Here is a 25,604-nt window from a genome sequence, read left to right as displayed (position 1 = left end):
GATGAAAGGACTGACTGGAATGAGTGTACTTGCTGCCTTGTTTCTGGCTTTAGCCAGTGGACACGGTGAGACGAAACAGGCCGACGAGCGTCCGAATATCGTTTTTCTTTTGGCTGATGATCTAGGATACGGAGAGCTTGGCTCGTATGGCCAAGAGGATATCAAAACGCCTTTTCTGGATAAACTCGCTGCGGAAGGAATGCGCTTCACAGATTTCTATGCGGGGAGCTCTGTGTGCTCACCCTCGCGGGCTGTGTTGTTTACCGGGCGGCATACCGGGCACGTTAGTATTCGTGGTAACAAGGGGATCTATTCCGATGGAGTCTGGGATCGAGTGCCGCTTCGCAAAGACGAAGTTACTCTAGCTGAGATGTTGCGGGACGGTGGTTACCAGACTGGATTTGTGGGAAAGTTTCATGTGGAGGATCCTAATGATCTTTCAACATGGGCGATCAATAGAGGCTTCGATTACGCGATACAGGAACAATGGTCTTCTGCTAGAGGTGGAGAGAAGTTTCCCTACGGAATGCAATGGATCGGTCAGCGTGAAGAGGGTGTTATGTATAATCACGAAGATTGGGATTGCCTCGATCACTTCCGTACGGAGTACGCACTTGAGTATTTGAATACGGTGGACGCGGAGAAGCCATTCTTCTTGTTCATGTCTTATCGGAGCCCGCACGCTCATGAGTTCAAGATTCGCGATAACGACTTGTATAAGGACAGGGGCTGGCCAGAGATTGAGCGAACGCATGCGGCCCGTATCACAATGCTGGATGCGCAAATTGAGCGTTTATTTCAGCGTTTGGAAGAAATGGGCGAGCTTGAGAATACAGTCGTCTTTTTGACGAGCGACAATGGGGGGCATGCCGAAGGTCCGCCGGAAGTTAAGCACGACCACAGGTTTTTCATGAGCAATGGCCCGCTAAAAGGCTACAAACGCGACCTTTACGAAGGGGGTATGAGAGTGCCGTTCATTGCGTATTGGCCAGGCAAGATTAAAGCGGGGTCTGTCTCGGACCATATTGGAGCGAGTTATGACTTTATGCCGACCCTAGCGGAGATCGCAGGTGTTGAGTGTCCCGAGCAGACGGACGGAATTTCGATCGTGCCGGAGCTTACAGGGAATCCGCAGCCCGAGCACGAGTACTTGTATTGGGAATTCCACTCTCCGCATGTTGCTGGAAAACAGGGTAGAAAAGGATTTCGCCAAGCGATTCGCCGCGGGCACTGGAAAGCGGTTCGCTATGGTGTTGCGGAGAAAACTGAGCTCTACGACTTGCGGAGGGACATCGGCGAAGAGAATGATCTCGCAGCGAATCACCCTGAGCTCGTTCAAGAATTTGAGAAGCAGTTTCGACTGACGTCGCAAGAGACTCCACGTTTTCCATTCGGTGGCTTGAGCGAAAAATAGCTCGTTGTTGAGACATCTGACGAGGTTTTCCTCAGGATCAATGGAAATACCTGAAGATGATTTTGTGTATTGCTCGCCGTTTTTCAGTCCGGATGCTCCTAATTATAAGGGAGTTGGTGGGAAATAAGTTGAATTGGCGGAATCGGACATGCATTTTACGCAATCTTATAGAGCAGCCTCGGTTCTTTATGTTTATTTTAACTGTTTAACCCAGTTTATGCTGCTTATTCGACCTTCTGACCCCTAAAAGCAACCCCTCAGCACCCTATAATTTATGAACGCAGTTGAAGTCATACTCTTCATTGTCGCCGTTGTCGGCGTCATTTGGCTAGGAATTTGGAAAAGTAAGTCTGATGTATCGGAAGAATCCGGTGCTGCGGACTACTTTTTGGCCGGTCGTGGCCTGACCTGGTGGCTGGTTGGTTTCTCGCTGATCGCGGCCAACATTTCCACTGAGCAGTTTGTGGGCATGTCGGGCTCCTCTGCGAACTGGCTGGGAATGGCGATCGCCTCCTACGAGTGGATGGCCGCCATCACGCTGATTTTTGTCGGTTTCTGGTTCCTGCCTAAGTTCTTGCGGGCTGGGTTGTACACGATCCCTGAATTCTTGGAATACCGCTATGATTCGAAGGCACGTCTTGCGATGGCGATCCCAATGATTTTGACCTTGGTGTTCGTGACTACTGCTTCCGTTATTTTCTCGGGCGCGAAGTTCGTCTCTGAATACTACAATACTGTCCCAGTCCTCAACAGCTTGCCAGCGATGTGCTGGGCGATCGCGATTCTGGCTGCGGTCTACGTTTTTGTTGGTGGCCTAAAGGCTTGTGCTTGGACGGACTTGGTTTGGGGTGCGGCCCTGATCGTCGGCGGCGCGATCGTCATGTATTTGTCGTTCAACGCTCTCGCTGAAAAGCCTGCTGAAGAGCTTATCCTCACCAAGGTTGCGAACTCCAACGCAACAATTGCTGATTTGGAGAGCGCGAGCCCTGCCGAGCGCTTCATGCTGCTCAACGATGGTGTCGATGGTGAAGCGGTCGCATTGGAAGGACCAAACGGGGCCGGCGGTAAGGTTCACATGATTCGTCCTAAGACTGACTCCGACATTCCTTGGACGGCTTTGCTGATCGGTTTGTGGATTCCGAACCTGTACTACTGGGGACTCAACCAGTACATCGTGCAAAGAACCCTCGGTTCCAAGTCGCTCGCGGAAGGGCAAAAGGGTATCGTCTTTGCAGCAGGTCTTAAACTGGTCATCCCGTTCATCGTGGTAATTCCAGGTATTTTGGCTTTCAACCTTTTCAGCGGCGATTTGAAGCAATCGATGGCTGACACCAATGAGGCAGCCTTCGCTGCGGTGGAGAAGGGCGAGGTCTTCACGGTAGACGAACAGTTTGTAGAAGTACACAGCGCCTTCGCTGCCAAAATCTTGGCCCACAACGCGGCTGAAGCAGGCAGCGCTCCCGGCTCATTGAGCTCGGATAGCATCAATGCGCTTGCGGAAAAGGCGATTGCGAATGGCGCGATCGAGGCAGCTGTTCTCAAGTCTTACGACTACGACGCGGCCTTCCCGGTGCTCGTTCGTAACCTGATCAAGCCGACCCCTTGGATCTCATGGTTCGTCTTGGCTGCCTTGTGTGGTGCGGTGATCAGCTCGTTGGCGTCCATGCTCAACTCGGCTTCGACGATCGCTACGATGGACTTGTACGCCAAGTTCTCCGGCGAAGAGAACCCAGCCCAGCTCGTTAAGGTGGGACGAATCTTCGTTGTCATCTTCGTAATCATCGCCGGCCTGATCGCTCCTGCCTTGGACAAGTTTGATAGTATCTTCGCTTACATTCAGGAGTTCCAAGGCTTCATTTCTCCAGGTATCTTGGCTGTATTCATTTTTGGCTTCTTCTCGCCAAAGACTCCACGCTGGTTCGGTTTCGCAGGTATCGTAATGAGTATCGTGATTTACGGTGCCCTGAAAGTGGGTACGGAAGACATCGCCTTCCTCAACCGCATGGCGATCACCCTCGGGTGCGTAGTAGCCATCGGTATCGCGCTGACCATCATTAAACCGATGAAGGACAAGGTACAAATGCCAGTGAACGACGCGATCGCTCTCGAATCGTCACCAACTGCGAAGCTCCTCGGTGGGCTCGTCGTTGTTGCGACTCTGATTCTCTACGCGGTCTTCTGGTAAGCCGGTTGAGAGTTCAAATTTCCCGAAGCGGAATCGCCGAATGGCGGTTCCGCTTTTTTGTGTGCCCAAAATCTCCCAAAGGTAGAGCCGCTGTCCCCAGCGGGCAAATCGGCTTTGTATCCGTTGGAGACAACGGACGCTACCTTTGGCATCAGCGCTCTCTTTGGCGAGATAGTGTACAAGCTTTACGCAAGATGAACTATCGGCGGAGGAGGTGGAGCGATACACTTTGGGCTCTATCTGATTCTCCCCAAACTGTTGTTATCGAATGAAGCGCTTATCTTCCTCTCTGCCTGACCATGGAGTCGGGCTCAAGCTGACCCTCGTTTTCCTATTTGTCTTGGCTCAATTCCTGGTTGCGGCCCTAGACGCGAAGCAGAAGCCCAACATTATCTTTATCCTCGCTGATGACCTAGGTTACGGAGATCTGAGTTGCCTAGGTCAGAAGCACTTTAAAACCCCGAACATCGATGCTTTGGCGGAGAGGGGAATGCTTTTCACTCAACACTATTCCGGTAGTGCGGTGTGCGCGCCGTCGCGGGCGGCCTTGCTGACGGGGCAGCATACCGGGCATACCTGGGTGCGTGGTAACGCTGAGTTGCAGCCGGAAGGTCAGCAACCAATGCCTGCCGACACTTTCACAGTGGCTCACATGTTGCAGACTGCGGGTTACAAAACCGGAGTATTTGGAAAATGGGGACTTGGCGGGCCAGGCACAGCCAGTGAGCCGCTAAAAATGGGTTTTGACCGCTTTTACGGTTATAACTGCCAGCGTATCGCCCACAGCTACTATCCTGCTTTTTTGTGGAATGATGATGAGCGGGAGTTGCTCTGGGGAAATGTGGCTTCGCACACCGAGGACTACGCACCAGACCTGATTCATGAGCAGGCGCTATCGTTTATCCGTGATAACAAAGAGGGGCCATTTTTCATGTATTATGCCGCGATTCAACCGCATGCCGATATGGATGCTCCCGAGCGTTATATGGACCAGTTTCGCGGTAAGTATGAACCGGAGACTGAGTATCCGATGGCGTACTACAAAGGGCAGAAAACTCCGCGTGCTGCATTTGCTGCAATGGTGAGTGTGCTCGATGACTACGTGGGCGAACTCATGGCAGAACTGGAAGCTCAAGGCGTTTCCGAGAACACGCTAGTGTTCTTCAGCTCTGACAACGGGCCTCATGTGGAAGGCGGACACGATCCTGATTTCTTCGAATCGAATGGTCCTTTATCCGGTTACAAGAGAGATTTGTACGAAGGCGGCGTTCGCACTCCCATGATCGCTGTTTGGCCAGCCCAGATCGAAGCCGGCTCGCGGAGTGAACACATTTCCGCGTTTTGGGATTTCTTGCCAACCGTAGCTGACCTATCGGGGCAGCGGGCTCCGAAAAACACGGATGGCTTGTCGATGTTGCCGACTCTATTGGGAGAGGCCGGTCAAGAGCAGCACAAGTATCTGTATTGGGAGTTTCATGCCAAGAAAGGGCGGGTGGCGATGCGCATGGGTAAGTGGAAGGCAGTTCGCTATAATGTCTCTGTCGACCCGCATTCGCCCCTCGAGCTGTACGACCTTTCGGTTGATGTCGCAGAGCAAAAGAATGTGGCCGCCAAGCACCCTGAGGTTGTGGCTGAGGTGAACCGCTTGATCGCAGGTGCTAGGGAGGAATCTCCGAATCCGAATTACAACTTCCCTAAGAATCGCAAGAAATAGGGGCGATCCACTTGTGGGCTCTTCACGTTTTAAACGTTAAACGCGAAAAAGACGGGACCACGTTGGCGAAAAACCGAATCATGGTTTTCACTCAATCGCTCCGATTAATCTACTATGAAGCTTCGAATCGCCTTTTTGACCGCTGTAACGGGCATGTTTTTGTCCGGGTTTGCAGCAAGCTCCCATGCCGCTGACTTAACACGGCCCAACGTTGTTATCATTTACGGCGATGACGTCGGTTTTGCTGATGTAGGCGTCAACGGATCAAAGATGATCCCAACCCCGAATATCGATCGTCTTGCTGAAGGCGGCTTGAATTTCACTGATGGGCATTGTCCGGCATCAACCTGTTCTGCTTCACGCTACGCGATGCTTACAGGGATCCTCGCTCACCGGAAAAATGTGCGGATTATCAGTCCGACATCCCCAATGGCGATCACCGACGAGTACACCTTGCCAGAGCTTTTCAGAGACGCTGGCTACGCGACCGCGGTAATCGGCAAGTGGCACCTCGGATTGGGCCAGGAGGGTGTTAAGACTGATTGGAATGGGGCCGTTAAGCCAGGTCCGCTCGAAATCGGTTTCGACTACTCGTTCTTGCTGCCGAACACGAACGACCGTGTTCCATGCGTGTATTTGGAAAATCACCACGTGGTGAATCTCGATCCGAACGATCCCTTGTTTGTGATGGAGAAGGGCGACTCGCGTAGCACGGAGTATCCAGATGGGCGCAAGAATCCAGAAACCATGACGTTCTACATGAACACGCATGGGCACAACCACAGCGTGATCAATGGTATCGGACGAATCGGTGTTCAATACGGCGGAAAAAGCGCGCTCTGGGATGACGCCACTATGTCTGACGAGTTCGTTATACAGACTGAGAAGTGGATGGAGTCTCACATGAAAAAGACGCCTGATCAGCCGTTTTTCCTCTATTTCTCGTCTCAGGACATTCACGTTCCACGCGTACCGCACCCACGCTTCCGGGGTGCTACAGAGCTTGGTTACCGCGGAGACGCGATGGTCCAGTTTGATTGGACGACTGGTGAAATCATGAAAATGCTCGAAAAGCACGGTATCGCTGACAACACGATCGTGATCTTCTCGAGTGACAATGGGCCGGTCTACGACGATGGCTACGACGACGGCACGGTCGTGAAGACTTCGACTGAAGAAGTGGATCGCGGTCACGACGGTTCCGGTCCTTACCGCGGCGGAAAATACCAGATCTACGAAGGGGGTACTCGTGTACCATTCATCGTTCGCTGGCCGGCTCGCATCAAGCCAGGCACATCCCAAGCTCTCGTTTCCCATACCGATTTCATGTCCTCTTTTGCAGAACTGCTCGAAATGGATCTGCCAGAGGGAGCTGCTCCTGACAGCCAGAGCAACCTAGCGGCGCTACTTGGAGATGATAAGAAGGGAGCTCCGTATCAGATTCAGGAAGCTCGGGGCTATGCGCTGCGCCATCGTGACTGGAAGCTGACCATGCCATACCAGAAGTGGAACAAGAAGCAGGGGCCACAGCCTCCTCAGAAGTTCGAGCTCTTCAACCTGGCTGAGGATATCGGGGAACAGAATGACATTTCTGCTACGAATCCAGAGCGCGTTGAGTCGATGAAGGCGGTGCTTTTGCCGATTGTGGACGGAGCCTCTGTTCGGGAGACATTCGAGAAAGCCTCAGGAAAGTAGCGTTTCATCCCCAGTAGATTTAGGAAAAAGGGCCCGGAATTTGATTCCGGGCCCTTTAATTGTTAACTGGAGATTCAATCCAAAGGGCTTGCTTGGCCAAGAGAGTGACGGTTCCATTTTGCCCAATAATTGGCATATTGTGTACAATCCTGTGCCTTTGCCCCAAATCTAGCTATGAAAATTTCACATCTCGTACTCGCCTGTTCGCTAGTTGCTGGCGCTGCTGCTAAGGAAGAGCAGGGCGGTTTTCCGTTTATGTTGCCGGCGGAAAAGCCAGATCGTCAGCTGAGCTCGGCAATGGAGCGTCTCTACGACAATTATCCGGCTGAGCGTCCAGAGAAGAACGAGCTGTATACGCAGTTCAAATACACCAAGCTCGAAGGCTTCGATTACAATGGTGGAAATGGTACCATCTCACGTCGTGATCCTTCTAAGGTGATTTATGCGAACGGCAAATATTACGTTTGGTACACCTACCGTAATACTCCTACCTCGCCCAAAGGCGCGGCGAAGAGCAGCGATACGATTCCGTCAGCCGACTGGGACTTGTCTGAAATTTGGTATGCAACGAGTGAGGACGGATTTACTTGGGAGGAGCAAGGCGTTGCGGTTCCACGTCCGCCCAAGCCAAACGTAGGTTGGCGCTCTGTTACCACGACCGATATCCTGTATTGGAAGGGTAAATACTACTTGTATTACCAAGGCTTCATGGAAGCCAGCGGTAAGCGTGGCGACGATTGCCCAGTAGCGGTCTCGTATGCTGATTCTCCCGACGGTCCATGGACTCCGCACAATAAGATTGTTGTCGCAAATGGTGCTCCAGGAGAGTGGGACCAGTACTCGATCCACGATCCGCATCCTTTTGTCTACAAGGACAAGATCTACTTGTACTTCAAGTCAGACTCCGGCAAGCGAGGTGATCTCGTGCGCATGCAAGGCTTGGCAATCGCTGAGGACCCGCTCGGTCCGTTTGAGAAGCATCCGCTTAACCCGATCATGAACTCTGGCCACGAAACGACGATGTTCCCATTTGGAGAAGGGATGGCAGCGCTCGTTATCCGTGACGGCAACGAACACTACACGATTCAATACGCTCCTGATGGCGTGAACTTCGAAATCGCGTCGATTACTCAGTCTCTCATGCCGAACGCGGCGGGGCCTTATACGCCGGATGCATTTACGAATACAAAGGATGGCCGTGGTATCACGTGGGGGCTTTCTCATGTGACGAATGCGACATCTTGGGATAGGAATCACGCGATTCTCATTCGCTTCGACTGTGACTTAAGTAAAGATCTGCACGATCCGGCGATGAAGAAGCATAACGTTTACTACAAACCGGAGCATTTCTTTAAGCACGGCTTGAGTGGCGCGCAGAAGAAGCGCATCGCTGAAGAGAACGAAAAGGTTCACAAGGCGAAGAAGTAATAGGCAATGACGGAGCATTGCCCTCCAAAACGCTTAGTTTACTAAAAGGCGTATCCACGCTTTGGTTATCTTGAAAGCAGGACCTATCCCGGGATCCTGCTTTTGTTTTAATCCTTTGTTGATTTCTTTAGTGAATCTTTAAGACTCAGGCGTCTCATCGGTTGTCCCCTGAACGCTCTGCGTTTTACCGAAGTTGCCGTAATAATCCCTAATCTCTCGTTTTCATGTCTCCTTTGCTTGCTTATGCCTTAGGCATACCACCCCTTTGGGTCGCTGTTATCGCTATCGTCCTTCTCATGTCGCTGATTCTGTGGCTGAGGTTGAATGCGTTTCTCGCCCTGTTGATCGCGAGTATCGCAGTTGGGCTCTTGTCAGATATGCCGGTTACGGAAATCAACAAGAGCATTCAGAATGGAATGGGAGGCGCGCTCGGCTTTATTGCTACGGTCATCGGTTTGGGCTCGATTTTTGGAAAGATACTTGAGCACTCGGGTGGCACTGAAGCGATGGCGAGGCGTTTGCTCGGGTTCTTCGGGATTGAGAGGGCCCCGTGGGCGATGGTGGTCACAGGCTTCCTGATATCGATTCCGGTTTTTCTCGATGCAGGCTTGGTTATTCTGATTCCGATCATTTACGCCCTGACTCGAGAAAGTGGTAAACCCATCCTTTACTACGGCATTCCTTTGCTCGCTGGAATGGCGGTTACTCACAGTTTTGTTCCGCCAACACCGGGCCCTATTGCGGTTTCGGAACTGCTAGGAGCGGATCTTGGTTGGGTGATTTTGCTGGGTGTGATCGTGGGGATTCCAACTGCGATTATCTCGGGCCCAATGTTTGGATCATGGATCTCAAAGCGCATTAAAGTGGGTGTGCCCGAGTACATGAATGAGGAGGGCGATGACTTGAAGAAGCTCAAAGATTCGGAGCTTCCTTCTTTCAGCATGGTCCTTTTCCTTATCGGTCTTCCGATCGTGCTGATTTTGGCGTCCTCGATTTGCGGATCGATGGTCAAGGCTGGTTCCCTGGAGAAGAGTGCAGCTCTGGACTTCCTGACATTTGCCGGGCACCCCTTTACGGCACTGATTATCGCGACTTGTTTATCGATCTATTACTTGGGACGTAAACGCGGCGTAAGTGGCGCTGAGCTGCGCGATCTGTGCACGAAGGCGCTTGGTCCGGCGGGATTGATCATCCTAATCACTGGTGCTGGGGGAGTTTTTAAGCAGATGCTCATCGATAGCCACGCTGCCGATGATCTCGCGACTTTGTTGCAAGGGTCAGGGCTTCCATTGCTTTTGATCGCTTACCTTTTGGCTGTGATTGTGCGGGTGATCCAAGGTTCGGCCACCGTTGCGATGATCACTGCTTCCAGCTTGCTTGCCCCTCTTGTTGAGGAGATGGGAATCGTGGTAAGCGACGGGCAAAAGGCGCTTTGGGTAATTGCGATCGCGGCCGGTGCATCGATTCTCTCGCATGTTAATGACAGTGGCTTCTGGCTCGTGAATCGTTACTTCGGGCTTACGGAAAAGCAGACTTTTCAGTCCTTTACGGTGATGACCACGATGATTTCGCTACTAGGCTTCCTGTTTGCCGTATTGATGAGTTTTGTCGTTTAGCGGGCGAATTGTGCAGGAATCGCAGGATTCATGTCCCTCAATGAACATGAATCCGCTGTTTAATCGTTAAAGTGGCCAATCCTTTATAGAATTTGGCTTGGCCGTTGCCAGACTCGTCGCGTTTGAAGCACAATGTGCAGCAAACCCCACTTATGAAAGAGTGGCGTTTGAACACCTATACCTATTTAACTGTATTCAGATGATGATGACGAAAGTATCGATTCTCCCCCGTCTTGCCCGCAGGTTGTTTCTTTGTGGCTTAGCCAGTATCGCTGCAGCGACATTTGCAGCGGATCGCCCGAATGTGGTGATCATCTATGGCGATGATGTTGGATTTGGAGACATTGGAGTGAATGGATCGAAAATGATCCCAACTCCAAATATCGACCGCCTGGCGAATGGAGGTATCAACTTCACCGACGGCCACTGTTCTGCGGCCACTTGCACACCGTCACGTTTTTCTCTTCTGACTGGAATTCACGCTTTTCGCTACGGAGCCCGCGTTTTGCCGCCAAATGCTCCTCTGATCGTTCCCACTGACAAGCTAACCTTGCCGAAGTTGTTCAAGCGAGCTGGCTACCATACCTCGGTGATTGGCAAATGGCACCTCGGCCTTGGTGAAGAGGGAGTGAAAACGGATTGGAACGGCCAGGTGAAACCAGGACCTCTGGAGCTCGGTTTTGATTACTCCTTTTTGTTGCCATCGACTAATGACCGCGTCCCTTGCGTTTACCTGCGCAATTATGAGGTCGTGAATCTGAATCCAAACGATCCGATCTACGTCGGTAATACGCTCAAAGATGTTCAGATCCCGGGAAGCACTCAATACCCAGATGGTAAGACCAATCGTGAGGCGATGACTTACTACCAAAGCACGCATGGTCATAATCATAGTGTGGTCAACGGTATCGGTAGAATTGGATACATGTCTGGTGGCAAGTCCGCTCTTTGGAATGAAGAGACGATCGCAGATGTGTTTGTCGAAGAAACAAAGCAGTACCTAGCGGCGATGGCCGTTAAGGACGAGCCGTTCTTCCTCTACTTCGCATCGCAAGATATTCATGTTCCACGTGCTCCTCATCCGCGTTTTCAAGGGGCTACCGAATTAGGATTTCGCGGTGACGCTATGGTTGCTTTCGACTGGGCCGTTGGTGAGATCATGAATTCTCTCGAAGAACATGGCATGGCTGAAAACACGATCGTGATCTTCTCGAGCGATAATGGCCCTGTTTACGACGATGGCTACGAAGATGACACAACTGTCCTATGTTCTGCCGAAGAAGAAGATCGGGGGCATGATGGATCAGGCGTGTATCGAGGAGGTAAATACCAGATTTACGAAGGGGGAACGCGCGTTCCGTTTATTGTTCGTTGGCCCGCACGTATCAAGCCAGCAACGAGCGAGGCTTTGGTCAGCCAAATCGACTTGATGGCATCTTTCGCGGAAATCATCGGCGAGGATTTGGCCGATGACGAAGGGATCGATAGCCGTTCCACTCTTTCTGCGTTTCTTGGAGAAGACGAGAAGGGCCAAGAGTTTCTTGTCGAAGAGTCCTTTGGCTTGGCGATTCGCAAAGGGAACTGGAAGTACATCGAACCTTCGAATCCAAAGTGGTGGTATGATCGTGATCCGATTCCAGAATCTCTCTACAACCTGGAAAAGGACCCAAGTGAGCAAAACAATGTTCTCGCTCAGTATCCCGAGCTTGCTGCGGAAATGAAAGCTGCTCTGGAAAAGCTCAAAGACGGAGCTGGCTTCCGCGAGAGCTTCTAGTCCTCCCTTTAAGTCTATTGGGTTCTGTAGGGGCGGCGCTTGCCGCCGTACCGCAGAGCCTGGATCAAACCGGCACGGTACGGCGACGAGCGCCGACCCTACCAATTAATCGATGTAGGTAGCTCTTCGTCTTTTGGGAAGACGAACTTTGCCGCAGTTCTATGTGTGTATTCGAAATTGCGGCACACATTCCCTTCGTCTGGGTATATCCTGATTGATTGACCTTTCGAAGCGTAGAGGTTTTTCTGCGTCATGCTTCGTACCCCGCACTGGCTTTCCTCTATTTTTCTTATTCTCTCGGCTGTCGCGTCGGTTGCTGACGCTAAGCCAAAGAACGTGTTGCTGATCTGCGTCGATGATCTGCGACCCGAACTCAAAAGTTTCGGTGCTGATTACATCAAGTCTCCGAATATTGATCGCCTGGCAGAGCAAGGGCGTGCCTTTCATCGGCACTATGTGAATTCTCCGAGTTGTGGTCCCTCGCGTTTCACTTTGCTGACGGGGCGTTACGGGACGGCGAAAAACGACGCCTTGTTCCAGCGAGCGAAGAAAATGGGAGCTTCGCCAGAGGGCGTTCATCCTTCGATGCCGGAGTGGTTTCGGTCTCATGGATACACTACAGTTTCTGTCGGCAAGGTCTCGCATCACCCGGGAGGTTTGGGTGGCCCGGACTGGGACGATCCCAATGTTGTCGAAATGCCTGGCGCTTGGGATCGCAACTTGATGCCCACTGGCACATGGCAGCATCCGCGTGGATCTATGCATGGGCTCGCTCACGGAGAGATTCGGGTGAAGGCGGAGGATATGGCATTGTTTCAAGCGGAGGAGGGGGATGATTCCATTTATCCAGATGGTTTGATCACCGAGGAAGCCTTGCGCCAACTTCAGGAGCTCTCTGAAGATGATGCTCCGCCTTTTTTCATGGCGGTTGGAATCATTCGTCCCCATCTGCCATTTGGAGCTCCTGCCAAGTATTTGAAAATGTATGACGGGGTAGAGATCCCGCCAGTACCTCATCCGGAAAAGCCAAAGGGGCTCTCGACTTGGCATAAATCTGGGGAGTTTATGAAGTACAAGCGTTGGGAACGAGACCCTCGCACAGATGAGGCATTCGCGATCGAAGTGAAGCGTCATTATGCCGCTTGTGTTACGTATGCGGATACGCAGGTCGGACGCATTTTAGATCAGTTGGAGAAATCTGGCCGGAAGGATGACACGATCGTACTGCTTTGGGGGGATCATGGCTGGAATCTCGGTGAGCACGCGATTTGGGGGAAGCACAACCTCTTTGAAGAGGCGCTTAGGTCTCCCTTGGTCATATCCTATCCAGGGATCACGAGAGCGGGTGAGAAGACCGATGCCATCGTGGAGACACTAGATATTTTTCCAACCCTTTGCGATTTGTTGGAAATTCCGACTCCACACTTTGTGCAGGGCGAATCATTGCGCGATCAGCTGGAAGATCCCAACGCCGATGGGCATACGGCTCTAGGCTACAGAGGAGGGGCCCGTACGCTGAGGACGGATAATTTCCGTCTTACTCTACACAAAAGCGGAGGAGCTGAACTCTACGATCACCGAACGGAAGAGGCTGAGACTCGTAACGTCGCAGCGGATCATCCGGACCTGGTAGAGGCCTTGTCAGTCGCGCTTAGCGAAAAGTTGAAGTAGAGGCTGATGATAGGTGGCGGGATCCGGCATGTTTTATGCGGATCCTCCTATTTTCAATCTGCTCAGTACTTTGTACTATCAGAGCCTGCCCATTGACTGAGAAGAGTGAGTGCCCCTGCTACTCTCGAGTTTTAGGGGTTCGCAAACATGGTACCTGTTTTTCACACACCCGTATTGGTCTCTCCAACCTTGTGGAGTTTTGAGGAGGATGTTCTCTGATGGCAGCGGATCAAACAGGTCTTGCTCCTTTAAGGCATCTGCAAGCCGAAGGGATAGCCATTTATGATCCATCCGTGGGAGAGGGGCTCTACATTTTGACTCCTGAGTCTCCCAAAGAGCCAAGAATTCATGGACCGGCTGTTTTTGGCGTACGACCCAAGGCACCTTTCTTGTACAAAATTCCCGCGACCGGTGCGGGGGACAAATGCTATAGCGTGGACTGGCTGCCGGCTGGGCTGGCGATCGATGGCAAGACGGGAGTGATTAGTGGTTGTATTTTGAATACGAGCGAGGCGACTTACCAATTACGCTTGTCCGTCGAGAGTGAGTTTGGTGTCGCTGAGAAGGCTCTTCGTGTCGAAGTGGGGCCTAATATTTGCCTGACTCCTCCGTTAGGTTGGAATAGCTGGAATTGCTGGGGACCGCGTGTCAGTGGCGAAAAGGTACTGCAGGCCGCTCGAGCGATGGCGAACAGCGGGTTAGCTGACTTCGGTTGGTCCTACATCAATATCGATGATGGTTGGCAAGGAATCAGGGGAGGCGACTGGAATGGCATTCAGCCTGATCCGAGCAAGTTCGAAGACATGGCCGAGCTTTGTGAGGAAATCCACGGACTCGGCTTGAAGGTGGGGATCTACTCTTCGCCTTGGGTAACGACTTACGCTGGCTATGTTGGTGGATCGAGCGATTCGCCAGATGGTGTTTGGACGGAGGAAACGTGTAGCGGTCCGCGTGGCGGGAAAAGAAATTACTTTTGGCGGATGGGGGCGTTTTCGTTCGAGCATTGCGATGCCAAGCAGTGGGCGGAGTGGGGGATCGACTACTTGAAGTACGATTGGCGACCCAATGATGAGATGCACACTCAGCAGATGGCAGACGCCTTAAAGGAGTGTGGGCGTGATATTGTGTATTCACTGTCCAACGCTGCTCCTCTGGAGCACGCGACCTTGTTTGCCAAAGAAGTACACTGTTGGAGGACCACGGGCGATTTGAAGGATCGTTGGAATGAAGACGGCCCGAATTTGAACCTTTATCAGGTGTGGGAGAATCATCGCGCTTGGCTTGATACTGGTGATGCCGCGGGCCCTGGTCACTTTCCGGATGCGGATATGTTGGTTGTAGGCGATGTCGTGGAGAACCCGCGTCTTGATGAACCTCGGCCTACACGTCTGACTGCGGATGAGCAGTACACTCACATTTCCCTCTGGGCACTGTGGGCTAGCCCGATGCTGATTGGTTGTACGATGGAGTCGATGGATCCATTTACGATGAATCTGCTAGCTAACTCGGAGGTTCTTGCAGTGCACCAGGACGAGACGGCGCTTCCTGGAAAGACGGTCTACAAGCTAGACGGTATCGAAGTAATCGTGAAGGAGCTCGTCGATGGGCGTAAGGCGGTGGGGATTTTCAATACCGCTGAAGAAGCGACTGTTTTTCGTCTCGATTGGCGTTTGATCGGCCTGGAGGGAGAAGTAACCGTATTTGACCTGTGGCGACACGAAGAAGTCGGTTTGTTTAAAGGGAGCTTCGCCGTGAACGTCCGTGCCCACGGCGTTTGCTTGGTGCGCGTGGGCTGAAAAGGTAGAGCCCGCTGTCCCTAGCGGGCATGTAACGTTTGGAGCGCCTTTATCCTCCCTCCCAACAAAAAAAGGCCGCCTCGATGAGGCAGCCTTGGAAACTGATTAGATCTTTTCGAAGTCGTTTAGATCGACTCGCCGTCGTGCCACTTGCTGCGAACCTTTGTCGAGATCGCGGCTTGGCGTGTTCCGAAGCGATTTTGCTGGATGAGCGAGTTGAGAGTGTCGACCGCGACGCTACCGATAATCTCGGAGCTGCGCTGAATCCCGCTGATGCTATCTGATTCGTCTTCAGCGTTGAGACTGACGAACGCCATGTCCTGCGGGATGCTGACTCCGAGCTCTTTCAATTGCTCTGGAAGGCCTGCCTTATTTGAAATGATGGCTTCCGGCTTGTTTTCGGAAATCCACTGAGCGAGCTTTTCTGGTTCATCGTCAGCTCCAATGTTGAGCGTTGGGACGATGTCCTTCGCTTCGATGCCGTGGTGGCTGAGAGAGTAGAGGTGGGCGGCTTGCCACTGTTCGTTACCTTCGCTTGGACAAGTAGAGTCGAGGGCGAGGCCGATTTTCTGGATCCCCTTTGCGCGGAGCTTTTCCCAGCACGTTTTCATATCGCCGTATTGGTCGGAGGCGACGCAATGGATACCGAGTTCAGGCTTTTCTTGCTCGATAGAGACGATGCTGAACTTTTCCCAGTCGATGCCGCAATCCTCTGGAAGCTGTGATGCTGGGGAAAGGATGAGTCCGCGGATGCCACGAGCGCAGAGGATCTGGCTTAGGCGGCTAGGAGAGAGGTTCTCTGAGTAAGTAGAGAAGTGCTCGAGGCGGTATCCGAGTTGCTTTGCTCGTTCGCTGGTCCAGTGGATGAGGGACTTGGAGCTTTCGCGTTTTTCCCAGTCGCATGAGTGGTCACCGTGAGTGACGAGTGCGAGGACTGAGAAGCTGGTGCGTTGGCGAGTGAAGCTGCGGTGAGCTGCCAAGGCGGAAAGTGCGGGGTCTGGAACGTAGCCGAGCTCTTCGGCGATTTTACGTACACGATTGATTGTGGATTCTGGCAATGCCTGGTTGCCTTTAAGGGCCATGGAGACCGCTGCGATGCTCAGCCCGGCGGCTTGAGCGATGTCTTTCTGGGTGACTCTTCTTTCGTTGATGTGAACCATATGGGGTCTATTGGCTGGGGGCTGAACTCAGTTGAACGTGAGCTTAAATTATGCAGTCCGTGGGGGGATTGCTTTTATTAGGGGTGTGCCAGAACTTGCTGACGGTAACCAATATACCAAAAGTGGCGGAAGATCCCCTTATGAGATCGTCACAAATTTGAAAGCGCTCGGAAAGTACCGCTATTTTAATGATTAAGGGCAAAAGTATCACCCTTGGCTCGAGCGAAATTGTCCAAACGTAACACCTGTCTGAGATATGTACCGTTTGGTACTTTTTTAGGAGCCTGTGCCGGAGTAGTCAGTGAACGATAGTCCCGCATAAGTGACACAAAAGTCATGTTCAAATAGTCCATCAAACTGTGAAAATGGTCGATTTCCATGTGTCGGGAAATTGTGTACAATGTGTCCGTGTTTGAGAGATAATCCTTAGCTCAAACGCCAGTATCGATGTTTCAATATTGTAGTAGCAAAAAAAGTAAGGGGTATAGGAACGAGTCCGCAGGGGGTACTGCGGGCTCGTTCTTTTTTACCGGTCTGCGAGGGTTGCTCCCTGCGCTCGTTCTTATAGCTGCCGTAGCCCTAGGCGAAAATACCGCCAAGGCGAAGCCACTCAACGTGCTCTATATCATGAGCGACGACCATGCGGCCCATGCTGTCGGCTCCTATGGTGGGCGGCTCTCGGGCTTGAATCCGACGCCGGTTTTAGACTCGTTGGCTGATGAGGGATTACTGTTCGAGAATGTCTTCGTGAACAATTCGATCTGTATTCCGAGCCGAGCGAGCATCATCTCGGGACAGTATCCGCAAACGAATACGGTGTTGGATTTGGATACGAAGATGCCGTTCGAGCGTCAGTACCTGCCGAATGTATTCAAGGATATGGGATACCAGACCGCTTTGATCGGGAAATGGCACTTAGGGGTTGAGCCCGATTTCGACTATTGGAAGGTGATGGTAGCTGAAGGGGAGCAAGGGACGTACTTTGACCCAGATTTCCAGGAGATCGGAATGACCTTCGGCGGCACGCGTGATCATCCGGATTTGCCAGTTATCAAGACGAAGGGACACAGCTCCGACGTCATAACGGATTTGACCTTGGAGTGGCTGGAGAACGGTCGCGACAAGAAGAAGCCCTTTTTCTTGATGCATCACTATAAGGCTCCGCACGACATGTTCGAAAATGCGCCTCGCTATGATGAGTATCTTGAGGACGAGATCATCCCGGAACCCTCGAGCCTTTATTCCGACCCTTATTGGGGATCGGAAGGCACCCGAGGTTATGGCGATGGTATGCGTGATCGTATCGGAACTTCGGTTTCAGCCCGCCACAACCAGCGCCATTATGTGGATTTGCTAAACGGAGGGCCGACTACAAATCCAGCCAAGGACACTTTTGATGCGTACCAGACTTACGTGAAGCGCTACTTACGTTGCGTGAAGGGGGTAGACGACAATCTGAATCGCTTGTTCGAATACCTGAAGAAGGAAGGTCTCTGGGAAAATACGATCATCGTGTACACCTCCGACCAAGGGATGATGCTCGGTGAGCACGATTTGCAGGATAAGCGATGGATTTATGAGGAATCGATCCACATGCCTTTCATCGTACGCCACCCGAAGGCTAAGTACTCAGGTCTTCGCAATGATATGATGATTTCCAATACGGACTTCGGTCCAACGCTTATCGAATTAGCGGGAGGCAAGGTGCCGAGCCAAATGCAAGGACGCAGCTTCGCTTCAGTCATCGAGACTGGAAAGGCGGATGAGAAATGGGACGATGCTGTCTACTATCGCTACTGGATGCACATGATCCATCACGACGTGCCAGCTCACTTCGGAATCAGGACTAAGGAGTACAAACTGATCTTCTATTATGGTCGTCACTACGATGAGGAGCGTATGGGGACCAAGGCGTTCCACTGGTTGGAGAAGTCGAACCTTATCGACCAGACTCCAGTGGCCTGGGAACTCTACGATATGGTAAACGATCCGGAGGAGCGGGTGAACTTGTACGGCAAGGATGGATACGAGGATGTCACTCGTGAACTTAAGCAACGTCTCAAGAAGATGCGTGAAGATCTCAACGAGACGGACGAAGGCTATCCGAAGCTGCAAGCCATCATAGATACGCATTGGGATAAATAGGCTCTGCCGATGTCACAGGTTAAGAAGTACAACATCCTCTACATAATGTCCGATGACCATGCCTCGCATGCCATCGGAGCTTATGGAGGGCGACTCGCGGGATTGGATCTCACCCCCAATATCGATGCGCTAGCGGCTGACGGAATCCTTTTTCGCAACTGTTTCGTGACCAATGCGATTTGCACGCCGAGCCGGGCGTGTATTCTCACTGGGCAGCATTCACAGACGAACGGAGTGCTCGACTTGAACGGGTCGTTGCCGACAGAGAAGCAGTACTTGCCGCAGGAGCTTTCGAAACTCGGTTACGAAACCGCGCTTGTAGGAAAGTGGCATCTGCATGAAGAGCCGAACTTCGACTATTACAAGGTAATGGCCGATGCTCATGAGCAAGGCAGTTACTATGATCCCGCTTACTTTGAAAAGGGCGTAACGGAGTATGGCGATTTGCATGCGAATCCTGAGCTCGCTACGGTGAAAGAAGTTGGGCACAGCTCGGATATCAACACCGATAGCAGTCTCGATTGGCTCGAAAACAAGCGAGACAGGGACAAGCCCTTCTTCTTGATGCACCATTTCAAAGCGCCGCATGACTACTTCGAGTACGCTCGGCGTTATGAAGACTTCTTGGCTGATATCGATGTGCCCGAGCCCGACAATCTCTACGATCAGTCCACTTGGGGCTCCATTGGAACGCGGGGTGAAAATGATTCGCTACGCAGAGTGATTGGGACTTCTGTTTCGCGTCGTCACGAAATCCGGAATTATGTCTTCAACTATTTCCCGGAAGGCGGTCCCGAAGATGATCGCGAAGCGACTCACCAAGCCTACCAGCATTACCTAAAACGCTACCTTCGCTGTGTGAAGGGGATCGATGATAACCTGAACCGACTTTTCGGATACCTGAAGGAGAACGATCTCTGGGACAACACGATCATCGTGTATACTTCCGATCAAGGAATGATGCTCGGGGAGCACGACTTGCAAGACAAGCGTTGGATGTATGAAGAGTCTGCGAATATGCCGCTGATTATTCGCCATCCGGATATGGATAAGCGAGGAGTCGAGACCGATATGTTGGTCAACAATGTCGACTACGCTCCAACTGTTTTAGACTTCGCGAAAGGTGAGACCCCTAGCTATATGCAGGGACGAAGCTTTGCGGAAACGGTTGCGACAGGCGATGAGGTCGAAGGCTGGGACAGCTCCGTCTACTACCGTTATTGGATGCACATGGTGCATCACGATGTGCCTGCGAATTTCGGCATCCGAACCAAGCGTTACAAGTTGATGTTCTACTATGGCTACCATTTCGACGAATCGCAGATGGGGACGCCGTCAACGGAGTGGGTTGGGAAATGCAACAAGGTTGTTCAGACTCCTGCGGCCTGGGAGCTCTACGATCTCGAGCGTGATCCTGATGAAGATGTTAACCGGTATTCGGACCCTGAGTACAAAGATATTATCGCTGAGCTGAAGGCGGAGATCTTGAAAAAGCGTGCCGAGCTGAATGAAGGGGATGAAAAGTACCCGCATTTGCAGGCTATTATAGACGCCCACTGGGAAGACTAGAAATCGAGTGGGACTTTTGTCCGAATCCCATCCCGCGAACTTTCTGATCCTGCATTGCGGTCTGGAGCAAGCTCCAACCCTACAGGTCACTCACACTTATATACTGTTTCTATGAATACGAATTCTGATTCTTCTTCAGGACGTGAAGTCCTCTCTATGAACTTTGATTGGCGTTTCCATCTTGGAGACATTGAAACCACCAATTATCATGGTATTCACGCTCAGCGCTTTGAACGTGCTCACTGGATGAAGGCCGGTAATCACGGGATTTCCACAGTCAAGTACTCAGACCGTGATTGGCGCATTGTGAACTTGCCGCACGACTTCGTGGTCGAGGGCGAAATCTCTGGGAAGAACGAGCCGATTCACGGTTCCTTGCCGACTGACATTGCCTGGTATCGAAAGACCTTTGATGTTTCGTCTGAAGATGAGGGGAAACGCTTTGTTCTCGAGCTAGACGGGGTTTACCGAAACTACGAGGTTTGGTGCAATGGTCACTTTATCGGACGGGAGTGGAGTGGGTATGCGAGCTACACCTTCGATCTTAGCGATGTATTGGAATTTGGAGGACAAAACACAGTCGCGATTCGCGTGGATGCGAATGACTTTGAACTCTGGTCCTACGAAGGCGGCGGTATCTATCGTGATGCTCGACTGGTAAAGACTCATGCGGTGCATGTCCCTAGTTGGGGGACTTTTGTTGAGCCTGTTCTCGATGAATCGGATCTGAGTCGAGCGACTCTAAATATCGAGACATCTGTACGTAACGACCTAGCGGATGAGGTTGTGTGTGAAATCGTTTCGAATGTAGTGAGTCCTGCTGGGGAGTTGGTTGCTAGTGGCTCCGTTGAAATGGGAGTATGTGGAGATTCTTGTGAGGCGATTTTACAGTCTCTGGAAGTTGCGGATCCTGAGCTCTGGAGTCCTGATACTCCGATTCTGTATGTCCTCGAAACCCTCGTGAAAGTAGATGGCGAGGTGGTTGATCGATTCGAAACAAGTTTCGGAATTCGTACAATCAGAGTTTGTTCGAACGAGGGCTTTTTTCTTAACGGCAAGAACATCAAGCTAAAGGGAGTCTGTAGCCACCAAGATCACGCAGGTGTCGGAATCGCTATTCCCTACGCTTTGCAAGAGTGGCGTATCCACAAGATGAAGTCGATGGGGGTGAATGCGATTCGTACCTCCCATAACCCGGCGACTCCGGAGATGCTCGAAATCTGCGACCGGCTCGGCGTCATGGTCATGGATGAAGCTCGCCTCATCGGCACTGCACCGGAGTATGAAAAGCAGCTCGATAACTTGGTTCGTCGCGGGCGGAATCATCCAAGCATCGTTTTTTGGTCATTGGGGAATGAGGACATGCTGGTGCAAGATACGAAAGTCGGCATCCGCATGATGAGGAAAATGCAGCAACGTGTTAAGCGTTTGGATACTTCTCGACCCGTCACCTATGCCATGAATTGCGACTGGATCGACATTTGCGATTTGCACGAAGAGGAAGGCTTCCGTCTGGATGTTTTTGGTACGAACTATCGTTCAGGACAGCGAAGCGAAAACTACGATGATTTTCACGCCAAGTACCCGGACTGGCCACTCGTCGGATCTGAAACCGGAGGTTCAGCCTCGAATCGAGGCGTGTACGAAAAGGTCGTGACTGACCCGCCAATTCAGTATCACGACACACCGCTTTGGACGAATCCCAAGCGCAAGGAGATCATCAGTTCCTACGGCGAAACCTGCACGCCTTGGGGCTATAGCATCATGGAAACCTGGAAGGATTGCGCGAATCGTCCTTTCATGATGGGCACCTTTCTCTGGACCGGGTTCGACTACCGTGGAGAGATCTACCCGTGCCGTTTCCCGACAGTGATTACTGGATACGGAATACTAGACCTCTGTGGCTTTCCAAAAGACGCTTATTGGTATTATCGTGCATGGTGGCGTGATGAGCCTTTGCTTCACGTTTTCCCCCATTGGAATTGGCGAGGGAAGGAAGGTGAAGCGATCGATGTTTGGTGTTACACGAACTGTGCCGAAGTTGAGCTCTATCTCAACGGAGAGCTGCTAGGCCGGCAATCAGTAGAAGAAAACGGTCACTTGGAGTGGAGTGTTGTTTACCAGCCCGGTAAATTGGAAGCCCGTGGTTTCGACTCCGCCGGCGAGCAGATTCTCTCGACTGTCCACGAAACTACTGGCGAGCCGGTAAAAGTTGAGCTGATTGCTGAACGAGGTGAGTTAGACGCGGACGATCAAGACTTGGCTCCAGTGGAAGTACGCGTGCTCGATGCGGAAGGTCGGGTGGTTCCGAATGCTTCTAATTTAATTCGATTCTCAGTAACTGGCTGCGGCAGAAACCTAGGGGTTGGCAATGGAGACCCAAATAGCCATGAACCGGACAAGGCTGATCAGCGTCACCTCTATCAGGGGCTTTGCCAGATATTGGTTCAGGCTTCTAGAGAAGAGGGAGAAGTGACTTTACTCGCTGAGTCGGATGGACTCGAAGCCGCTTCGGTTTCTTTCAAGGTTTCAGGGGCAGGTAAGGCAAAGCCATGGGTTCCGTCTCTGCTGGGCGTCTCGGACGAAACGTTGAAGCCGAATCCGGTAGACGGAGCTTTGTAGTAACTCGCTGTAACTGGGTACTTAGACTTTTTTATCAATCCTCTCGGACAAAGGTTCGGGAGGATTTTTTTGTGCGCGGACGAGATTAGCTTAACTGATTTAACTCCGATTTGGAGGTGTTGTCGTTGCCAAATGGAATTTCATAAGTAAAAAAGGGAATTACATATGAAAACTTGTCGCTCGGTTTTGACTGCATCCGTTGCCTTTTTGGCGATCGCTTGCACTGGGAAAGAGGAAGCACGCTTCGACGCCACATGGGAATCGTTGCAGGCATATGAATGTCCTGAGTGGTTTCGGGATGCGAAGTTTGGCATCTACCTGCATTGGGGACCGTACTCGGCTAGCTTGGGTCCTCGGAATACGGATTGGTACTCCCGAAACATGTACAAGAAGGGCTCCAAGCAGAACGTTTACCACGAGGAGACTTATGGATCGTTAAAGGAGTTCGGTTACAAGGACTTCATCCCGATGTTCACGGCTGAGAATTTTGATCCGGAAGAGTGGGCCGAGCTATTTGTGGAGTCAGGCGCTCGATTCGCGGGGCCTGTTGCTGAGCACGCCGACGGTTTCGCGATGTGGGACTCTGAGATTACGAAGTGGAATGCGAAGGACATGGGGCCGAAGCGCGATGTTGTGGCGGAGCTCGAAAAGGCGATCCGCGCGAAAGGGCTGAAATTTATGACCAGTTTCCACCATCAGTGGAAGTGGGGGTGGTATCCAACAATGGATACTAGCACGGACACGAGTAATCCTGAGTATGAAGGATTGTATGGACCACCAGTGCCGAACTCAGCTTTTGGCGTAAAAGGGAGGAAGGCGTACAACCCGTTCCCAGCTCCAAGTCATGAGTTTGCCGCGGAATGGAGAGATAAGGTTGAGGAGGTTGTTGAAGCCTATTCGCCTGATATGATCTGGTTCGACAACCGCATGCAGATCCTGCCTGAAAAGTACATTCAGGAGATGGCCGCTCACTTTTATAATCACAGCGAGGCAGAGGGGCTTGACTACGTGCTTACGTTTAAACGCCCTGACATGCCGCTTGGAACGGGGACTGTGGATCTCGAGCGTAGTCGGATGCCGGAGATCTATCCCGAGCCTTGGCTCATGGACTCCTCCATTTCTCGAACCACTTGGAGCTACGCGGGAGGAATTGAGTATTACTCAACGGCGCGGATTATACATGATCTGGCAGACGTCGTGAGTAAGAACGGTAACATGTTGCTGAATCTAGCTCCGATGGCGGATGGCACGATCCCTGAAGAGCAGAAGCGGATCATGCGCGAGATCGGAGCTTGGTTGAAGGTGAATGGTGAGGCGATTTATGGGACACGTCCTTGGCTGATCTACGGAGAGGGCCCAACTGAGACATTGGTTGGTCACTTGTCGGACCTTAAATTTGATGGTTTTAAGGCCGAGGACATCCGTTTCACGACCAAGGATGGTGTACTTTACGCGATTGCCTTTGGTTGGCCGGAAGACGGCAAGGAGGTTAAGATCAAGTCGCTATCTCTCACTGATTGTAACGAAGAGATCGCTAAGGTTAGCTTGTTGGGGCACCGCGGTAAGCTGAAGTTCGAACAACGCAAAGAGGAGCTGGCTATTCAGCTACCGAAGAAGAAGCCCGGCGATCACGCCTTCGTATTCAAGATTCTGATCAAGTAGCAGGAGGGTTGCCCTCCTTTAGAAACCGATGCCCTTAACCTTGGTCTCCACCTTAATGATGTAAGTGTCGGAGGTCATGTAGAGGGTTGAGCCGTCTGGGCCACCGAAGGCGCAGTTAGAGATCTTCTCGCCTGAGTTAATCAGGGCGATTGGGGCTCCCTGTGGATTGAGAACCACGCCTCCGATGATCCCGCCAATCCAAAGGTTCCCTCTGGCATCGAACTTCATGCCGTCCGGACTCATGCCTTTGAGGGCAGGGTAGTCTTGCGCGTTGAAAAAGGTTCTACGTTTACCAAACGAACCGTCTTTTTTGATTGGATACGCGTAGACTTTCGGGTTGTTCGCTCGGTCAGAGTTGGCGACGTAAAGGGTTTTCTCGTCAACTGACAGGGCTATTCCGTTGGGCGCGGTGAGGCTATCGTCCACCAGCTCAACTGAACCGTCTTTGCGAATCACATAAACGCCCATGTAAGGAGTTTCCTTGCCGTCGAGACCTGGTTTGGGAAGCCCGTACTCCGGGTCGGTAAAGTAGATGTCGCCGTTGGAGTGAAGGGATATGTCGTTCGGAGAGTTGAATCGCATCCCGTTGTAGTTGTCGGCGAGCGTTCGTTTTCCTTGTCCTTTTGTCAGAATGGAGATGCGTCGGTCGCCGCATTCGCAGGAGTAGAGGTTGCCAGCGTCGTCAAACGCGAGTCCGTTGCTTCCATCGGAACCAGCGTATTCGCCGAGACCTGTGTACCCGGATGGCTGTATCCAAAGACTAGCTCCTTTGCCCTCAACCCACTTGTAGACTTTATTTTCGGGAACGTCCGAAAACGCGAGGAAGCCTCCTTGTTTGTTCCAGGCAGGACCTTCCGACCAGACGTAACCAGAGCTGATTACTTCGATCTTAGCGTCGCTCGAAAGAATCTTGTTCGCTTCGTCGCTGAAGCGAACGATCTCCCCGATCGTCGGGTAGTTGGTGCTGTCCTGCGCCGATGCCGGGAGCAGGAGGCTGAGTGCGGTGGAACTGAGTAAGAGCTTAAAACGAGATCGGATCATAGTGGGGGGAAACTGTATGGATGTGACGAACCATTCGTTCAGCCTAACTAGGGGAAAAAATCCCGATCGACGACAATAAATCCACTCCCGCGGCGTGCAATCGCCGGAATAG

At 51.9% G+C, this 25,604-nt stretch carries 15 protein-coding genes; 13 read left to right on the top strand and 2 right to left on the bottom strand.

The genetic code is table 11. The features are described from left to right. Position 1 precedes the first annotated feature (1 nt). The 9 genes from JIN87_RS00525 (at position 2) to JIN87_RS00485 (ending at position 15,293) form a co-directional block, all read left to right on the top strand. Entirely contained in the window at positions 2–1,414 is a 1,413-nt protein-coding gene (locus JIN87_RS00525) for an arylsulfatase (protein WP_200353540.1), read from the top strand. Between the two features lie 274 nt (positions 1,415–1,688). After that, entirely contained in the window at positions 1,689–3,599 is a 1,911-nt protein-coding gene (locus tag JIN87_RS00520) for a sodium:solute symporter family transporter (protein WP_200353539.1), read from the top strand. Between the two features lie 268 nt (positions 3,600–3,867). Continuing rightward, complete coding sequence (locus JIN87_RS00515; protein WP_200353538.1) at positions 3,868–5,313, top strand: arylsulfatase; 1,446 nt, start codon at positions 3,868–3,870, stop codon at positions 5,311–5,313. 114 nt (positions 5,314–5,427) lie between these two features. After that, complete coding sequence (locus JIN87_RS00510; protein WP_200353537.1) at positions 5,428–7,008, top strand: sulfatase family protein; 1,581 nt, start codon at positions 5,428–5,430, stop codon at positions 7,006–7,008. A gap of 174 nt (positions 7,009–7,182) precedes the next feature. Further along, positions 7,183–8,436: a glycoside hydrolase family 117 protein gene (locus JIN87_RS00505; protein ID WP_200353536.1), complete on the top strand. Its 1,254-nt coding sequence runs from the start codon at positions 7,183–7,185 to the stop codon at positions 8,434–8,436. A 224-nt stretch (positions 8,437–8,660) separates the two neighbouring features. After that, positions 8,661–10,052, top strand: coding sequence for a GntP family permease (locus tag JIN87_RS00500; RefSeq protein ID WP_200353535.1), 1,392 nt, complete (start codon positions 8,661–8,663; stop codon positions 10,050–10,052). A gap of 202 nt (positions 10,053–10,254) precedes the next feature. Beyond that, positions 10,255–11,826 (top strand): sulfatase family protein, encoded by a 1,572-nt coding sequence (locus JIN87_RS00495; RefSeq protein ID WP_378924091.1) that lies wholly within the window; start codon positions 10,255–10,257, stop codon positions 11,824–11,826. Between the two features lie 252 nt (positions 11,827–12,078). Then, positions 12,079–13,497 carry a sulfatase gene (locus JIN87_RS00490; RefSeq protein ID WP_200353533.1) on the top strand — a complete coding sequence of 473 codons (1,419 nt, stop codon included), beginning with the start codon at positions 12,079–12,081 and terminating at the stop codon, positions 13,495–13,497. A 218-nt stretch (positions 13,498–13,715) separates the two neighbouring features. Continuing rightward, the gene (locus JIN87_RS00485; RefSeq protein WP_200353532.1) at positions 13,716–15,293 is read left to right on the top strand and encodes a putative Ig domain-containing protein; all 1,578 of its coding nucleotides are present in this window, start codon (positions 13,716–13,718) and stop codon (positions 15,291–15,293) included. 125 nt (positions 15,294–15,418) lie between these two features. Here JIN87_RS00485 and JIN87_RS00480 read toward each other — a convergent pair whose 3' ends face one another. Next, on the bottom strand, positions 15,419–16,453 hold the full coding sequence (locus JIN87_RS00480; protein WP_200353531.1) for a substrate-binding domain-containing protein: 1,035 nt from the start codon (positions 16,451–16,453) through the stop codon (positions 15,419–15,421). Positions 16,454–16,996: 543 nt separating this feature from the next. Here JIN87_RS00480 and JIN87_RS00475 point away from each other — a divergent pair. The 4 genes from JIN87_RS00475 (at position 16,997) to JIN87_RS00460 (ending at position 24,451) form a co-directional block, all read left to right on the top strand. Further along, positions 16,997–18,598, top strand: a complete 1,602-nt coding sequence (locus JIN87_RS00475) for a sulfatase family protein (RefSeq protein WP_345780776.1) — start codon at positions 16,997–16,999, stop codon at positions 18,596–18,598. 9 nt (positions 18,599–18,607) lie between these two features. Further along, a complete protein-coding gene (locus tag JIN87_RS00470) occupies positions 18,608–20,167 on the top strand; it encodes a sulfatase family protein (RefSeq protein ID WP_200353529.1) in 1,560 nt (519 codons plus the stop codon). A 111-nt stretch (positions 20,168–20,278) separates the two neighbouring features. Continuing rightward, positions 20,279–22,789 (top strand): beta-galactosidase GalA, encoded by a 2,511-nt coding sequence (gene galA / locus JIN87_RS00465; RefSeq protein ID WP_200353528.1) that lies wholly within the window; start codon positions 20,279–20,281, stop codon positions 22,787–22,789. Positions 22,790–22,954: 165 nt separating this feature from the next. Continuing rightward, positions 22,955–24,451: an alpha-L-fucosidase gene (locus tag JIN87_RS00460; RefSeq protein ID WP_200353527.1), complete on the top strand. Its 1,497-nt coding sequence runs from the start codon at positions 22,955–22,957 to the stop codon at positions 24,449–24,451. A gap of 18 nt (positions 24,452–24,469) precedes the next feature. Here JIN87_RS00460 and JIN87_RS00455 read toward each other — a convergent pair whose 3' ends face one another. Then, positions 24,470–25,492 carry an SMP-30/gluconolactonase/LRE family protein gene (locus tag JIN87_RS00455; RefSeq protein WP_200353526.1) on the bottom strand — a complete coding sequence of 341 codons (1,023 nt, stop codon included), beginning with the start codon at positions 25,490–25,492 and terminating at the stop codon, positions 24,470–24,472. Between the last annotated feature and the right edge of the window lie 112 nt (positions 25,493–25,604).

Origin of the sequence: Pelagicoccus mobilis (genome assembly GCF_016595505.1) — a bacterium.
GTDB lineage: Bacteria > Verrucomicrobiota > Verrucomicrobiia > Opitutales > Opitutaceae > Pelagicoccus > Pelagicoccus mobilis.
This window is presented reverse-complemented; position numbering and strand designations above follow the sequence as displayed.

Bases quoted from the DNA above. Each gene is read 5' to 3' on its own strand.
- JIN87_RS00525 (WP_200353540.1), top strand. From the start codon at position 2: ATGAAAGGACTGACTGGAATGAGTGTACTTGCTGCCTTGTTTCTGGCT.
- JIN87_RS00520 (WP_200353539.1), top strand. From the start codon at position 1,689: ATGAACGCAGTTGAAGTCATACTCTTCATTGTCGCCGTTGTCGGCGTC.
- JIN87_RS00515 (WP_200353538.1), top strand. From the start codon at position 3,868: ATGAAGCGCTTATCTTCCTCTCTGCCTGACCATGGAGTCGGGCTCAAG.
- JIN87_RS00510 (WP_200353537.1), top strand. From the start codon at position 5,428: ATGAAGCTTCGAATCGCCTTTTTGACCGCTGTAACGGGCATGTTTTTG.
- JIN87_RS00505 (WP_200353536.1), top strand. From the start codon at position 7,183: ATGAAAATTTCACATCTCGTACTCGCCTGTTCGCTAGTTGCTGGCGCT.
- JIN87_RS00500 (WP_200353535.1), top strand. From the start codon at position 8,661: ATGTCTCCTTTGCTTGCTTATGCCTTAGGCATACCACCCCTTTGGGTC.
- JIN87_RS00495 (WP_378924091.1), top strand. From the start codon at position 10,255: ATGATGACGAAAGTATCGATTCTCCCCCGTCTTGCCCGCAGGTTGTTT.
- JIN87_RS00490 (WP_200353533.1), top strand. From the start codon at position 12,079: ATGCTTCGTACCCCGCACTGGCTTTCCTCTATTTTTCTTATTCTCTCG.
- JIN87_RS00485 (WP_200353532.1), top strand. From the start codon at position 13,716: ATGGCAGCGGATCAAACAGGTCTTGCTCCTTTAAGGCATCTGCAAGCC.
- JIN87_RS00480 (WP_200353531.1), bottom strand. From the start codon at position 16,453: ATGGTTCACATCAACGAAAGAAGAGTCACCCAGAAAGACATCGCTCAA.
- JIN87_RS00470 (WP_200353529.1), top strand. From the start codon at position 18,608: ATGTCACAGGTTAAGAAGTACAACATCCTCTACATAATGTCCGATGAC.
- galA (WP_200353528.1), top strand. From the start codon at position 20,279: ATGAATACGAATTCTGATTCTTCTTCAGGACGTGAAGTCCTCTCTATG.
- JIN87_RS00460 (WP_200353527.1), top strand. From the start codon at position 22,955: ATGAAAACTTGTCGCTCGGTTTTGACTGCATCCGTTGCCTTTTTGGCG.
- JIN87_RS00455 (WP_200353526.1), bottom strand. From the start codon at position 25,492: ATGATCCGATCTCGTTTTAAGCTCTTACTCAGTTCCACCGCACTCAGC.